We start from the raw sequence: 13,744 nt of genomic DNA on the forward strand, positions 1-13,744 counted from the left end.
CGGCGGCGGTGAGAATCGCTGGCGACCTGCGCGAGGCGATCATCACCGGCGCCCTCGCCCCCGGCGAACGGTTGCGCGAGGTCGCTCTCGCCCAGCAGTTCGGAATCTCCCGCGTCCCCGTCCGGGAGGCGCTGCGTGAGCTCGCCACCGACGGCTACGTGCAGCTGCGCCCCAACGCCGGGGCCCGCGTGGCCGAGCCCGAGCATGAGGATATGCGCGTGCTGTTCGACATGAGGATCGTGCTGGAGACCTCCACGACCCGCACCGCGGCCGAGCGCGCCGCCCGCCTGACCTCGCCGCAGGGGGACCCGGAATGGGCAGCGGCATGGGAGGCGGCGCACGAGATCCTGCGAGCCGGTGACGACGCCATCTCTGCAGATCGTCCGGAGGAGCTGGCCGCTCTGAACGTGCGCTTCCACAATGCGCTGGGGGCGCTGTCGGGGCGGGCCAGCTTCACCTCGCTGCTGCGCCAGCTCACCGGGCGCACGCAGTGGATGCACGCCTTGGCCCCGGCCCACGTGCGCCACCGCGGAGACGCCGCGTGGAACGAGCACCGGGAGATCCTCGAGCACATCGGCCGCGGCAACGCCCGCGAGGCCAGCGAGCTCATGTCCCGCCACCTCGAACGCTCCCGGAACGCCTTCCTGGCCTCCCGTACGCCCGAGCAGGCCTGAGGGGCCGGTCGGGTCCGCCGGGCGTGAGCTGCCGCCGCCCGCCCGAGTCGATGCGGCGATCCCGGGGCGACGCGGCGATCCCGGGTCGGCGCGGCGATTCACCCGCCCGGAGAACGTTCCCGCGGGAACGCGCGCATCTCGTAGACGTTCCCGCGGGAACGCCTGCGCCGCAGAAGCGTTCCCGCGGGAACGTTTCTGAGACGTGCGGGCTCTGTCACTCGCTCTCGCGCAGCCGGTGCCCGAGGATCGCGACGCTGAGGGTGACGGCGACGGTCACCGCGATACCCAGCCACAACGAGATGTAGAGCGTCAGTGCGCCGACGAAGGCGCCGAGCACGATGAGCACGATGGCCAGGATCCGTCGGCCCCAGGCCTCGCCCGTGCCGCCTGCGAGACGGGAATCGGCGGCCAGCCCCACGATGGTGGAGGTGACCACGACGGTGGTGACGTCGGCGACGGCGAGGCGCCGGGCCGCGGCCGCCTGCATGCCCATCGCCACCGCGAGCAGAGTGGTGGTGGCGGCTCCGAGGACCGCGTGGGACGGCGTGCCGGGCAGCGCGGCGATGATCGCGGAACCGAGCAGACCGGCCGTGACCAGCACCAGGAGCACTGTGGTGCGCGTGGTCCAGGTGCCCTTGGGGGTGGGGCCGAGCACGCGCCCGCCCAGGACGGCCCCCACCAGGAAGCCGAGCAGGGCCAGTGCCGGCCGGACGATGGGGAGCCCGTTGGCGCCCGCGAGTCCCATCCCGAGCAGGACCACGTTGCCGGTCATGTTGCCGCTGAAGACCCGGTCGAAACCGAGGTAGCCGACCGCATCGATCACCCCGGTCGAGAAGGTCAGCGCGAGCATGAGGGTGAGATGTGGACGAGCGCGCACCATGCTCCGGATTGTATACAAGCAGGTGGCCGCTCGACGTGCTGACCAGGCAGTGGACACGCTCAACTACGCGAGAGTCCTTCTCGGCTGCACGCCGCCCCGACCGTGCACTGCGTGGCGTTCGCCAGGTGCCCTGGCGGTCGGCGGCCCTTCGGCGGGTTCAGGCCTCGTCGCCGGCCGTGATCGCCTCGGCCTCCTCGACACCGGTGAGGTGGTGCTGGCCGACCGAGTCCAGGTGGCGCCGGCCGATGATCAGCATGAGCATGCTGGCCACCACGCTGGCAGCGGCCAGCAGATACGGAGCACCCGCTGCGGTCGCGGCCGCGAGGGGACCGGCGACGGCCGGGGCGATCGCCCCGCCGAGGAAGCGCACGCCGGAGTAGGCGGAGCTGGCCACTCCACGCGGAAGGTCGGTGGCCTCCATGACGGTCTCGGTCAGGGCGGTGTTCATGATGCCCAGCAGCAGGCCGCCGATCACGATCAGCACCACCAGGCCGGCCATCGACTCATGGAAGACGCTGAGGACCAGCATCAGCACGGTGAGCAGCCCGAGCGTGCCCAGCAGGGTGGGGATCAGCCCGAGCCTGCGAGTCAGGATCGGGGCGACGAACACCGAGGTGATCGCCAGTGCCACGCCCCACCCGAAGAACACGCCGCCGATGCCGAGGGCGCCGAACTCGAGTCCGTGGGCGGCGGCTGCGTCCTCCAGGGGGAAGGGTGAGTAGGCGAGCAGCGTGAAGAAGGCGAAGTTGTAGAAGATCGCGGTCAGGGCGAGGGTGCGCAGGTCCGGGTGGGCCAGCGCGCGCAGCGAGGCCAGCGGGGAGACGTGTGCGGGTTTGGCCTCCTTCTGCAGCAGCACCATGATCGCGAGGAAGCCGACGGCCATGAGCACGGCGGTGCCCGCGAAGGGGGCGCGCCAGGAGACATGGCCGAGCAGCCCGCCCAGCAGCGGTCCGACGGCCATGCCGATGCCGAGCGCCGTCTCGTAGAGGATGATCGCTCCGGCGCTGGGCCCGGCGGTCGCGCCCACGATCGCGGCCAGCGCGGTGGAGATGAACAGGGCATTGCCCAGCCCCCAGCCGGCGCGCAGGCCGATGATCTCGCCGACGGATCCGGCCCCTGCGGCCAGCGCCGCGAAGATGACCACCAGGGTCAGACCGATCAGCAGGGTGCGCTTGACGCCCACGCGCGAGGCGAACCAGCTGGTGAAGAACATGGCGATCGCGGTGACGAAGAGATAGCTGGTGAACAGCAGCATCGCCTGCGAGGGCGAGGCCTCGAGTTGGGTGCTGATGGCAGGCAGGATCGGGTCGACCAGGCCGATGCCCATGAAGGACACGGTCGCGGCGAAGGCGATCGCCCACACGGCCTTGGGCTGGCGGAAAGCCTCGCGCAGAGTCGGGGCAGAGCTGCCGGCCGGCGCGGTCTGCGAGGCCGACGGCGGGCCGTCAGCGGGAGCGGTCTGAGGGGCCGACGGTGAGGTGGCGGCGTGTCGCGACGCCGACTCGAAAGCCTGAGAAGCCATGCGGAAGAGTCCTTCGAGCGGGGTGGGATGGGGAAAGGGCGGGCGGTTCGGGATGTGGTCGTCGGCGCAGGGCACGCGTTCGCCGGCGGGGGCACCGGGCGGGCACGAGGACGCCGGCCTGCAGCCGTGCGACCTCTCGGGTCGACGGGCCGACGGCCATGCCGTCGTGCGGGTTACCCGTCGTGCGTGTCGACGATGCGGGCGAGGATCTCCGCGGCCCGATCGAGCGCGTCGAGGTCCTCGGCCGAGAGGGGTTCGAGAAGCGTCCCGACCCCGTCCGCGAGCTGCGTTCTCCACTGCGCGAGCTGGGCTGAGCCCCGATCGGTGATGGAGACGAGCGAGGAGCGGGAGTCGTCGGGATCGAGCTCGCGCTGGACGAGGCCCTCCTCCTCGAGGCGCTTGATGACCGTGGTCGCCGTGGGACGGGAGACCCGCTCACGGTCGGCGATCTCGCTGAGGCGCAGCGGTCCGTGCCGGTCGATCGTGGCGACCACGCGCCAGGACACCGTGCCGACCCCGACCTCGGACCGTCGGGCGGCGAGCCGCGAGAACTGGCTGCAGACCAGCGCAAGATGCTGCGAGAGCTCAGCGGAGGGCGGGGGAGGAGTCGTCACAGGCACTCACGATAGTGAGCAATGCTAACCAGTGCAACGTCTTCGGCCCGGGCGGGAGACGCACGAGACAAGGCGGCCCGGGCGGATGCCGAGAGTGCTGGAATCGTTGCGCTCCACCGACGCCCTGAGCACTACTCCGGACTTGGCCACGCGGCATCGGCCGTGACCTTTCAGCGGTTCTGGATCCAAAATTGCAGCTCAACGGTCACAGCCGAATGGGCGGGGGTATCCCTATGTTCAGAGTCAAGCCGCGAGGGCGGCCGGCTCGGGGGTAGGGGCGGATTCGGGGGCCTGGTAGTAGGTGCCGTCGCGGTCCATCGCGAAGGTGACTTTTGCAGTGGCACCGGCCGAGCCAACAGAGGCGGTCGTGCCGGTTGCGGACCCGCTCGAGCGGTGGGCCCAAACCTGTTGCCTCTTCCCGCAGGAACTCGAACTGCTACCCTCCGGAAGGGCTCTGCTTGCAGCCGCCTTCTTGTGTCTCTCGACGGACCGCAATCACTGATGGTCAGGCAGGGCAAAGGCCGTGATGGTTCATAATGACGAGAAATACTATGCCAGCGGGGTCTCCCCAGTAAGTCAGGCTAGAATCTCATGCACTGCATGAATCAGGAACGCCGTGAGGTTCAGGTGGTCTTTCGTGAAATCGAAAGCACCAGCCCAACTCAAGTTGGGCCTGACCGTCCTATAGTGGGCGCAACGCTCGACGCTGGGCGCGCAGCAGAGCTCGCCCGTAAGAACCGTCAGTGGGGAGTCCACTGGATTACCATCGAACTGCGCAACGAAGCCGACGACGGCTACTCGGAATCGATAATCCTGGCGGTCTTGAAGGGGATATGGGGAGATGACGTGTACACCGACCCGTCGCCGGAGGCTGCATTTACCTCCCGGACGGCCGCTGCTGCGTGGTTGGACGAGCAGCCTCCAGGCTCGCGAGAGTATGTGTTTCTCGAAGTTCCGCTGGAGGTATTCGATCTGAACGGCGTCCGAAGCCGCGAGGCAAATCTAGACTAAGTCTCAGCGGCTGACCGGGTCGGCGTCAGTCCCGGCGAGCAGCGCGTCGAGGTCGCGAAGATGCGGGGAGCCTTCCCAGTCGCCGGGGGTCGTGCAGGCGAGGGCTCCGCAGGCGTTGGCCCGGGTGAGGCGAGCGGGCACATCGAGCCCCTCGAGGCGCGCGCTGAGGTAGCCGGCGACGAACGCGTCTCCGGCGCCGACGGTGTCGACCACGTCGACTTCGTGTCCAGGTGCTTCAGCGATCTCCTTGGCGTCGCCCCCGGCGAGAGCCGCGGCCCCGTCGGCGCCGAGCTTGATGACGACCTCGCGGCGGGACCCGGCGGACAGCGCCCGCAGCAGCCCGCGGTGATCATCCTCGGCGACATCCGGCGTCAGGATCGAGAGCTCCTCCGGCCCGCCGAAGAGGATGTCCACGTGCTCGAGGATGTCCCCGAGCAGCTCCGCGAGGCGCTCGCGGGAGCCCAAGCGGGAGCGGTAGTTCACGTCGAGGCTGATCGGCACGCCGGCGGCGACGGCCCGTTGGACGGCGGCCGCAGTGGTGGCATGCGCGCTCTCCGAGAGCAACGGCGTGATGCCGCTGAGATGCAGCAGACGGGCGTGCTCGATGAGGCCGACGGGGAGATCGTCCGGCCTGATCGCGGAGGCGGCGGAGCCGGCCCGGTAGTAGTCCACGCGCGTGGTGGTGGCGCTGGGGCGCGACTTGACCATCAGCCCCGTCGGCCGCTCGGGATCGATCCCGCAGTGCACCTCCACGCCCTCGCCACGGATCTCGCGGATCACCCGCGTGCCCAGCGGGTCATCGCCCACCCGGCTGACCCAGGCCGACGGGACGCCGAGACGGCGCAGGCCGATCGCGAGGTTCGACTCGGCGCCGCCGAGCGCGATGTCCACCGAGGACAGGTGGGCGAGGGAGCCGACGGCGGCGCTGCGCATCAGCGCCATGGTCTCGCCGAGGGTCACGACCCAGGGTGCGGAGCCCGCGGGCACCGGCTGCTGGGGGACGGCGGGCGCGGGCGGGCCGGCGGGACTGCTCACGCCCCGGCCTCCCGGGTGGTCGCGCCGACGAAATGCACGGCGCGATCGGCCAGGGCATCGAGGCTGCCCCCCTTGAGGGCGTCGCCGAGCAGCGGGCCGCCGACGCTGACGGCGTCGGCTCCGGCCTGCAGCCAGCGGCGGGCCGCCTCCAGGTCCACGCCGCCGGAGGGGATCACTCGGATGCCGGGGAACGGGCCGCGCAGGTCCTTGACGTAGCCGGGGCCGACGACGCTGGCGGGGAACACCTTGACCGCCGCCGCGCCCGCGGCCCAGCCCTGGTGCAGCTCGCTCGGGGTGAGGCCGCCGGGAATGATCGCGATGCCTGCCTCGGCGGCGGCCTCGAGCAGGTCGGGGCGGGTGATCGGGGTGACGATGTAACGGGCGCCGTGCTTGGCGGCCGTGCGCAGGTCGCCCGGGTCGGTGACGGTGCCGACGGCGATGTCCAGCTGCTCGCCGAAGCGCTCCACCAGGCCCGGCAGCTCCTCGAGGGTGCCGGGGGTGGAGAGGGTCAGCTCGACGGAGCGGATGCCGGCGCCGGCGAGGGTCTCCAGGATCGGGGCGTACTGGTCGGCACGCTCGCCGCGGATCACCACGATCAGGCGCGCGGCCGCGGTGCGCTCGGGAAGGGTGGGGCGGTCGGTGGTGGTCATGAGAGGTCCCCTTGTCGTGGGTGGCGGTCGACGGGATGCACCTGCACCCCGATTCTCACAGCTGCGGTGCGCACGGCTCGAGCCCCGGCGGCCTCGATCCTCATCGCTGCGGTGGTGACAGCTCCAGCAGCACCTTGGCCGAGCGGGAGGCGTCCTTCGCGGTCGCGAACGCCTCGGTGGCCTCGGAGCCCGGGAGCATCTGGGTGATCACCGCGTCGAACCGTTCGTCGGCGGCCAGCAGCTCGATGGCCTCGTCGATCTCCGTGTCGAAGCGCTGGGTCCCGCGCAGCTGGACCTCCTTGGCGACCAGGCGGGCGAGGTTCACCGGGATCTCGGTGTCCGGCAGGATCGCGACCTGCACGATGATCCCGGCCGGTCGCACGGCGCGCACGCCGGAGGACAGCGAGGCCGGCGCCGAGGAGCATTCGAGCACGACGTCGTAGGTGTCGTCCGCCGGGGCCTCGTCGGTCACCTGAATCGTCCTCGAGGCTCCGAGGGCCGCCGCGCGCTCGAGCGGCTCGGGGCGCACGTCGGTCACATCGACCGAGTCGGCCCCGCGGTGCAGCAGGGCGGAGACGGCCAGCAGACCGATCGGCCCTGCTCCCAGGACCAGGCACTTCTTCCCGGTGACGTCACCGGCGATGGTGACGGCGTGGAGGGAGACGGCGAAGGGCTCCGCCAGGGTCGCCCGACGCAGCGGCAGGTTCTCCGGCAGCGGACGCAGGTTCCCGCGATCGATGACGAGGTACTCGGCGGCGGCGCCCTGGCGGTGAGGGAACACGCTGGCGCTGCCGAGGTAGTCACCGTGCGGCCACAGATGGGGGCGGTCCTCCAGGCCCGGCTGGCTGGTGCCGTACCGGGCCGGGTGCACGGTCACCGGAGTGCCGGGCGCGTACTCACCGGTGGGGTCCAGATCCACGACGGCCGACAGCTCGTGGCCCGGGACCAGCGGCTCGCGGATGACGAACGCACCGTTGGCGCCGTGGAAGTAGTAGTGCAGGTCGGAGCCGCAGATGCCGACGTAGGCGACCCGCAGGCGCACCTCGCCCTCGCCCGGCTCGACGTCGGGGACGTCCTGCCAGCGGATGTCGCCTGCGGCATGGATGGTCAGGGCCTTCACGGGCGGTTCTCCTTCGAGGGGGCGGACGTCAGGGACGCGGACAGGGCCTCGCCGGCCGCGGCGCGCGGGCCCGACCGGACGATGGTGGTCAGCAGGTGGCCGACGGTCTCGACGAACTCCTCATGCTCGGCCAGCTGCGCGGAGAGGCATCCGCTCTCCAGCAGCACCCGGGCGTGCTCCGCCGGGGTCGCGGCCGAGGCTGCGACCTCCTGCAGTCGCTGCTGGGCAGGATCGCTCATCGCCCGGGCCTGCTCACCGGGCTCGACGCCGCGCGGCGGGATCACGCACGCGAACCAGGCCGCGACCGTCAGGGCCAGCAGGGCCGGCATGTCGCCGCGCTCGAGGTGGAACAGGGCCGGGACCGGGACGCGCTGCGGCAGGCGCATCGACCCGTCGGACCCCACTTGGCGGGTGCGGTGGCCCAGGTCGTGGTTGCGCCAGCGGTGCTGCAGGTCAGCGATGTATTCGTCGACGTCGAAACCTGCGGGGAGGGCGATCGTGGGCACGTTCTCGCGCTCGATGAGGGCGAGGGTGGCCTCGGCGATCCAGTCCTGCTCGAAGGCCTCGGGAATCGTGCCACGATCGTCCAGAGCGCCGAGGTAGGCGATCAGCGAGTGCGGCCCGTTGAGGATGCGCAGCTTGACCTGCTCGTACTTCTCGACCTCGTCGGACATGATGGCGCCGCCGCGCTCCCAGGCGGGCCGGCCGGCGGGGAAGTCGTCCTCGATCACCCACATGGAGAACTGCTCGGCCCGCACCGGTGCGGCGTCCCGGACGCCCAGCAGCTCGGCGACCTGGTCGGACGTCTCGGGCGTGGTGGCGGGCACGATGCGGTCCACCATGGCGTCGGGGAAGGCGACCTGGTCGCGCACGTAGGTCAGCACGTCGTCCTCGGCCCCCGAGTGCTCGAGGAACTCGGTGACCATCCGGCGCGCGGTCTGCCCGGCGGCGGAGACGTTGTCGCAGGGCAGCACGGTGAACGGTTCGCCGCTGCGGGCGCGAACGGTGAGGCCGCGGGCGAGCAGTCCGATCACGGTGCGGGGCGCGGAGGGGTCGGCGAGGTCCGCCCGCAGCGGCTCGGCGTCGACGTCGAGGTGACCGGTGCGCGGGGAGACGTAGTAGCCGCCCTCGGAGACGGTCAGGGTGAGGATCCGGCGATGGGTGTCGGCGACCTCCCGGATCACGGCCTGCGGATCCTCGGCCATCACCCCGACGCCGCGGTGGACGTCGACGACGTCGGCCCGGGTGCCGCTCTCGGAGAGCTCGAGGACGCTGTAGGGGCCGTCCTGCCTGCTCATCGCGTCGACGACGGCGCGGGAGCGGTTGGCGAAACCGATGATGCCCCAGTCGCCCTCCTCGGCGGCGAGCGCTCGCGCGGTGTGCACGGCCGCGTGGGCGCGGTGGAAGGCGCCGAGGCCCAGGTGGATGATGCCGGCGCGGGAGGGGTCCGACGGGGCGGCGGCCCCGAGGCGGGGCAGTCCGCCGGAGCGGGCCCTGTCGAGACGAGGGACGTCCCCGGAGGTGGACACGGGAGCCTCCTGGTTGGTGCGTGGTCACGCTGTCTGCGTGACGCCGGAACACGACCCGGGGGACTGCCCGGCGCAAAGCGTTCCACAACGCGGAACGGATGTTTCGATCAGCATATCAAGAGGTCGAAGGGTCGGTCGTGCCGACGGGGAGGCGCCGAGGCCGATCTTGACAGCCCTTAAGTAAGAGTTGCAGACTAAGCGGTCGAAGCGCTTCGACGAAGCGCTTCGACGAAACGCTTCGACGAAGCGCTTCGATGCGTTGACACAGCAGTCGCCGCACAGCGCGACCCACGACGAGGAGGACGCGGGATGGCCACGATGAGCGAGGTCGCACGCCATGCCGGCGTCGCCCTGAGCACCGTGTCCTACATGCTCTCGGGGGACCGGCCCGTGTCCCCGGCGACCAAGGAACGCATCGAGCAGGCCATGACCGAGCTCGGCTACCGGCCCAACGCGATCGCTCGCAGCCTGGCCAGCCGGCGCACCCGGATCCTCGCCCTGCACCTGCCCGAGCTCGACTTCACCGCCGGCGAGACCGTCTTCGAGATCGTCCGCGGTGCCTACGACCGGGCGTCCGAACTGGGATACCTGCTCTCGGTGTGGCCGATCGATGTCGACCGCGCTCCCGAGGAGCTCATCGACCTCGTCGGCCAGGGGCATGCCGACGGCGTCCTGCTGGTCGAGGTCGGTATCGAGGACCGCAGGATCGATGCCCTGTCGGAAGCCGACGTGCCCTTCCTGTCCATCGGCCGTACCGGCGACACCTCTCGCCTGCCCTACGTCGACATCGACTTCGAGGCCACGGTCCGCGAGGCCCTGGACGAGCTGATCGAGCTCGGCCACCGCGACGTCGCGCTGCTGGGCCGCTCGAGCGCCCTCGAGGCCGACGGCTACGCCCCCGCGGTGCGCTCCCACGAATCCTTCGCCCGGATCGCCGGCGAGCGCGGCATCCGCCACCGGGAGTACACGGTCGAGGCCTCCCCCCAGGCCGGTCGCGCCCTGGCGAGAGACCTGTTCAGCGGGGAGGACCGCCCCGATGCCGTGATCGCCCTGAACGACCTCGCCGTCGTCGGGCTCGTCAACGAGCTCGCGCTCATGGGCGTCGAGCTGCCCCGCGACCTCTCCGTCGTCACCGTCGTCTCCAGCCGCCGCACCGGATCGATGACCACGCCGACGCTCGCCGGCTGGCAGGGTCCCGGCGAGGAGATGGGCCGCCGGGCCGTCGACGGTCTGCTCGCGCGGCTGGACGACCCGGAATCCGCCCCCAGCCAGGTCCTCGTGACCTGCACCCGATACCACGGCGACTCCGTCAGCGATCGCCGCGACCCCACCAGCATTCCGATCCCCGGCACCGGGTCCCACGATCCGCGGCGTCCGTCGGACAGCAGCTGACAGCCCGTCCCTCACAAGGAAGTAGGAACCATGAAGCGCAGAGATTTCACCACCCTCGCCGCGGCCACGACGCTCGGGGCCGCCGCCGTCCCCACGCTCAGTGCGTGCGGCTCCGGCGGCGGGTCCGGTGACGGCACGTCCCTGGTCATCTGGCACTACGAAAACGAGGACTCCGCCATGGGCCAGGCCTGGGCCCGGGCGCAGGAGATCTTCGAGGAGAAGCACCCCGAGGTCACCGTCACCGTCGAGAAGCAGACCTTCGAGCAGCTCCAGAAGAACGCCAAGATCGTGCTGACCGGCAACGACGTCCCGGACCTGATGGAGTACAACAAGGGCAACTCCACCGCCGGCCAGCTCGCCTCGCAGGGGCTGCTCGAGCCGCTGACCGAGGTCGCCGACGAGAACGGCTGGGGGGACAAGCTCTCCGAGAGCCTGCAGGCCACCTCGCGGTACGACGAGTCAGGGCTGATGGGCTCGGGCGACTGGTTCGGCCTGCCCAACTACGGCGAGTACGTCTACGTCTTCTACAACAAGCGGATGTTCGACGAAGCCGGCGTCTCCGTCCCCACCACGCTCGAGGAGTTCGAGGAGGTCCTGCAGACCTTCGTCGACCAGGGCACCGTCCCCCTCGCCGAAGCGGGCGCCGAGTACCCGGCCGGGCAGCTGTGGTACCAGCTGGTGCTCGCCCACGGTGACCGCAGCTTCGTGGACGCCTATCAGCTGTTCGACGGCGAGGTCGATTTCGCCGGGGATCCGATCATGGCCGGCGCCCAGCGTTTCGCCGACTGGGTCGAGAAGGGCTACATCGCCGCGGACTCCGCCGGGCTGACCGCTGAGGACATGGGCACCGCCTTCATCTCGGGCACCTACCCGATCATGTTCTCCGGCTCCTGGTGGTTCGGGCGCCTGGTGGCAGAGATGTCCGACGACTGGGGGCAGTTCCTCTTCCCCGGCACGGACCTGACCATCGGCTCCTCCGGCAACCTCTGGGTCGTGCCCACCAATGCCGCGAACAAGGACCTGGCCTACGAGTTCATGGAGATCACCATGACCCAGGAGGTCCAGGACCTGCTCGGCCAGAAGGGCGGCCTGCCCGTCGCCGGGGACACCTCCACGATCGAGGACGAGAAGACCAAGGAGATGACCGAGAACTTCACCGAGGTCATCGACGCCGACGGTCTCGCCTTCTACCCGGACTGGCCGGTGGCCGGCTTCTACGACCAGGTCGTCAGTGCGATGCAGTCGCTGATCAACGGCTCGAAGTCCCCTGCGGACGCCATGGCAGAGCTCGGCGAGAGCTACTCCACCGGGCGCGCCGACCTCACCGGCGAGTAAGAGCACCAGCTGGACCACCCCGGGGCGGGCCGCCGCGAGCGGTCCGCCCCACCCCTCTGAGGAGAGCACATGACCACGACCGATGCCGCGCCGACCGCGGTGACGCCGGCCCCGCGGCGCAGGCGGAGCAGGAACAGCCGGGCCGGGTACTGGCCCTACATGCTGCCCGGCCTGATCTCCTTCCTCGTCGTCATCCTCGTCCCGTTCGTGCTGAACATCTGGTACAGCCTGCACAGCTGGAAGGGCGGGCTCGCGCCCAAGCGCTGGAACGGGCTGGAGAACTACACTGCGCTGCTGGCCGACGAGGCCTTCTGGCTCTCCTTCCGCAACTCGATCTCGATGATCGCGGCCATGGTCGTGGTGCCGACCCTCATCGGGCTGCTGCTGGCCGCCATGCTGTTCGACTACGTCGCCAAGCACTGGAACAGCCAGACCGCCGCGTTCCTGCGCGCCACGTACTACATGCCCCAGATCCTGCCGATCTCGGTCGCCGGCATCGTGTGGAACTGGATCCTCAACAGCCAGACGGGCGCCGTGAACACGATGCTCGAAGGGCTGGGCATCGCCGACCCACCCAACTGGCTCGGCGACCCCTCGCTCGCGCTGCCCTCGGTGATGCTGGTGCTGATCTGGATCCAGATCGGCTACCCCACCGTGATCTTCATGTCCGCCCTGCAGCGCGTCGAGCCCGAGCTGTACGAGGCGGCCGAGCTCGACGGAGCGGGCTGGTTCGCCAGGTTCCGCGCCATCACCGTCCCACAGATCTCCCCGGAGACCTTCGTGATCGTGCTGACCTGCACGATCGCAGCGCTGAAGGTCTTCGCGCCGATCTACGTGCTCACGCGCGGCGGCCCGGAGAGCTCCACTCTCGTGCCCTCGTACTACTCGTACCTGAACTTCTTCGACACCTCGCGGGTCGGATACGGGGCGGCGGTCGCGACCGTGCTGACCCTGATCATCGTCGTCATCGCCGGTGGCATCCAGGTGCTGCAGAACCGCAGTGCCCGCAAAGACCAGGAGGGCCGCTGACATGGCCGCAGACATGACTGCTTCCGCCCCCGCCCCCGGGGCCGCTGCGCCCGAGGGTGCCGGAGCCCCGACCGGCCCGGCGACCCCGTCGCCGCGTCGTCGACGGGACCGCCACCACCGCGGATGGGCCCGCTGGGTGGTGCTGGCCCTCGCCCTCGCGATGGCCGTGTTCATGGTGGGCCCGTTCCTGCTGATGCTGCTGAACGCCTTCAAGTCCCCGGCGGACTACTCCGCCGGCGGGCCCCTGTCCCTGCCCCGCGGCCTCTACCTCGACGGGCTCACCGCGTTCTGGGAGCGGGTGAACTTCCCGGTCAAGCTGTGGAACTCGCTGTGGACCTCCGCCCTGGTGTCCGTCTTCGCCGTGCTGCTGTCCCTGCTGAACGCCTATGCGCTCGGCGTCGGGAAGGTCACGGGGCGCCTGTGGCTCGTCGGCCTCTTCCTGATGGCCAACATGCTGCCGCAGGAAGTGCTGATCTACCCGCTGTTCGACATGGCACGCATGGTCAGGCTGACGGACAACCCCTGGTCGATCGTCATCATCTTCACCGTCGTCCAGTCGGCGTTCGGGACCTACCTGCTCGCCTCCGTGCTCGGCACCTTCCCGCCTGCGCTGCTGGAGGCGGCGCAGCTGGACGGTGCCACTCGCTGGCAGATCCTGTGGCGGATCGTGTACCCGGTGGTGCGCCCGACCATGGCCGTGCTGATGATCTTCTTCTTCATCTGGACGTGGAACGAGTTCTTCATCCCGCTGGTCATGCTCACCAGCAACGACAACCAGACGGTGCCCATCGCGCTGTCGTCGCTGCAGGGCGACCGCATGCTCGACGTGCCGACCCTGAACGCGGGAGCCCTGCTCTCGCTGCTGCCCACGTTCATCTTCTTCCTGATCTTCCAGCGCACCCTGACCCGTGGTGTCACGGCCGGGGCCGTGAAGTGACGCCACAGGACGTGAC

Annotated in this window: 13 protein-coding genes; 6 read left to right on the plus strand and 7 right to left on the minus strand. The window is 70.3% G+C overall.

Going from position 1 to position 13,744, the window contains the following annotated elements; all coding sequences use genetic code 11:
- Positions 1 to 8 precede the first annotated feature (8 nt).
- On the plus strand, positions 9 to 674 hold the full coding sequence (locus tag ACFQS2_RS01665) for a GntR family transcriptional regulator (RefSeq protein ID WP_377792492.1): 666 nt from the start codon (positions 9 to 11) through the stop codon (positions 672 to 674).
- A gap of 214 nt (positions 675 to 888) precedes the next feature.
- Here ACFQS2_RS01665 and ACFQS2_RS01670 read toward each other — a convergent pair whose 3' ends face one another.
- The 3 genes from ACFQS2_RS01670 to ACFQS2_RS01680 form a co-directional block, all read right to left on the minus strand.
- On the minus strand, positions 889 to 1,554 hold the full coding sequence (locus ACFQS2_RS01670) for a YoaK family protein (RefSeq protein WP_377792493.1): 666 nt from the start codon (positions 1,552 to 1,554) through the stop codon (positions 889 to 891).
- Positions 1,555 to 1,711: 157 nt separating this feature from the next.
- The gene (locus ACFQS2_RS01675; protein WP_377792494.1) at positions 1,712 to 3,076 is read right to left on the minus strand and encodes an MFS transporter; all 1,365 of its coding nucleotides are present in this window, start codon (positions 3,074 to 3,076) and stop codon (positions 1,712 to 1,714) included.
- Between the two features lie 173 nt (positions 3,077 to 3,249).
- Entirely contained in the window at positions 3,250 to 3,690 is a 441-nt protein-coding gene (locus ACFQS2_RS01680) for a MarR family winged helix-turn-helix transcriptional regulator (RefSeq protein ID WP_377792495.1), read from the minus strand.
- Positions 3,691 to 4,290: 600 nt separating this feature from the next.
- Between ACFQS2_RS01680 and ACFQS2_RS01685 the strand changes: the two genes are divergently transcribed.
- Positions 4,291 to 4,701, plus strand: coding sequence for a hypothetical protein (locus ACFQS2_RS01685; RefSeq protein ID WP_377792496.1), 411 nt, complete (start codon positions 4,291 to 4,293; stop codon positions 4,699 to 4,701).
- Between the two features lie 3 nt (positions 4,702 to 4,704).
- Here ACFQS2_RS01685 and ACFQS2_RS01690 read toward each other — a convergent pair whose 3' ends face one another.
- The 4 genes from ACFQS2_RS01690 to ACFQS2_RS01705 all read right to left on the minus strand — a co-directional run bounded on the left by ACFQS2_RS01690 (position 4,705) and on the right by ACFQS2_RS01705 (position 9,035).
- On the minus strand, positions 4,705 to 5,736 hold the full coding sequence (locus ACFQS2_RS01690) for a sugar kinase (RefSeq protein WP_377792497.1): 1,032 nt from the start codon (positions 5,734 to 5,736) through the stop codon (positions 4,705 to 4,707).
- Complete coding sequence (locus ACFQS2_RS01695; protein ID WP_377792498.1) at positions 5,733 to 6,386, minus strand: bifunctional 4-hydroxy-2-oxoglutarate aldolase/2-dehydro-3-deoxy-phosphogluconate aldolase; 654 nt, start codon at positions 6,384 to 6,386, stop codon at positions 5,733 to 5,735. Before ACFQS2_RS01695 ends, ACFQS2_RS01690 begins: the two co-directional genes overlap by 4 nt.
- Positions 6,387 to 6,486: 100 nt before the next feature.
- Entirely contained in the window at positions 6,487 to 7,506 is a 1,020-nt protein-coding gene (locus ACFQS2_RS01700) for an L-idonate 5-dehydrogenase (protein ID WP_377792499.1), read from the minus strand.
- Positions 7,503 to 9,035, minus strand: a complete 1,533-nt coding sequence (locus ACFQS2_RS01705) for a mannitol dehydrogenase family protein (RefSeq protein ID WP_377792500.1) — start codon at positions 9,033 to 9,035, stop codon at positions 7,503 to 7,505. Before ACFQS2_RS01705 ends, ACFQS2_RS01700 begins: the two co-directional genes overlap by 4 nt.
- Before the next feature lie 309 nt (positions 9,036 to 9,344).
- Here ACFQS2_RS01705 and ACFQS2_RS01710 point away from each other — a divergent pair, with 309 nt between their 5' ends.
- The 4 genes from ACFQS2_RS01710 to ACFQS2_RS01725 all read left to right on the plus strand — a co-directional run bounded on the left by ACFQS2_RS01710 (position 9,345) and on the right by ACFQS2_RS01725 (position 13,728).
- Positions 9,345 to 10,427: a LacI family DNA-binding transcriptional regulator gene (locus tag ACFQS2_RS01710; RefSeq protein WP_377792501.1), complete on the plus strand. Its 1,083-nt coding sequence runs from the start codon at positions 9,345 to 9,347 to the stop codon at positions 10,425 to 10,427.
- Positions 10,428 to 10,457: 30 nt separating this feature from the next.
- The gene (locus ACFQS2_RS01715) at positions 10,458 to 11,762 is read left to right on the plus strand and encodes an ABC transporter substrate-binding protein (protein ID WP_377792502.1); all 1,305 of its coding nucleotides are present in this window, start codon (positions 10,458 to 10,460) and stop codon (positions 11,760 to 11,762) included.
- A gap of 69 nt (positions 11,763 to 11,831) precedes the next feature.
- Complete coding sequence (locus ACFQS2_RS01720) at positions 11,832 to 12,791, plus strand: carbohydrate ABC transporter permease (protein ID WP_377018650.1); 960 nt, start codon at positions 11,832 to 11,834, stop codon at positions 12,789 to 12,791.
- 1 nt (position 12,792) lies between these two features.
- Positions 12,793 to 13,728 carry a carbohydrate ABC transporter permease gene (locus ACFQS2_RS01725; protein WP_377792503.1) on the plus strand — a complete coding sequence of 312 codons (936 nt, stop codon included), beginning with the start codon at positions 12,793 to 12,795 and terminating at the stop codon, positions 13,726 to 13,728.
- Positions 13,729 to 13,744: the final 16 nt, after the last annotated feature.

This window comes from Brachybacterium sp. GCM10030267 (genome assembly GCF_042666875.1).
GTDB lineage: Bacteria > Actinomycetota > Actinomycetes > Actinomycetales > Dermabacteraceae > Brachybacterium.

Coding starts and splice junctions, on each gene's coding strand:
- ACFQS2_RS01670 (WP_377792493.1), bottom strand. CDS start 1,554: ATGGTGCGCGCTCGTCCACATCTCACCCTCATGCTCGCGCTGACCTTC.
- ACFQS2_RS01675 (WP_377792494.1), bottom strand. CDS start 3,076: ATGGCTTCTCAGGCTTTCGAGTCGGCGTCGCGACACGCCGCCACCTCA.
- ACFQS2_RS01685 (WP_377792496.1), top strand. CDS start 4,291: ATGAATCAGGAACGCCGTGAGGTTCAGGTGGTCTTTCGTGAAATCGAA.
- ACFQS2_RS01695 (WP_377792498.1), bottom strand. CDS start 6,386: ATGACCACCACCGACCGCCCCACCCTTCCCGAGCGCACCGCGGCCGCG.
- ACFQS2_RS01710 (WP_377792501.1), top strand. CDS start 9,345: ATGGCCACGATGAGCGAGGTCGCACGCCATGCCGGCGTCGCCCTGAGC.
- ACFQS2_RS01715 (WP_377792502.1), top strand. CDS start 10,458: ATGAAGCGCAGAGATTTCACCACCCTCGCCGCGGCCACGACGCTCGGG.
- ACFQS2_RS01720 (WP_377018650.1), top strand. CDS start 11,832: ATGACCACGACCGATGCCGCGCCGACCGCGGTGACGCCGGCCCCGCGG.
- ACFQS2_RS01725 (WP_377792503.1), top strand. CDS start 12,793: ATGGCCGCAGACATGACTGCTTCCGCCCCCGCCCCCGGGGCCGCTGCG.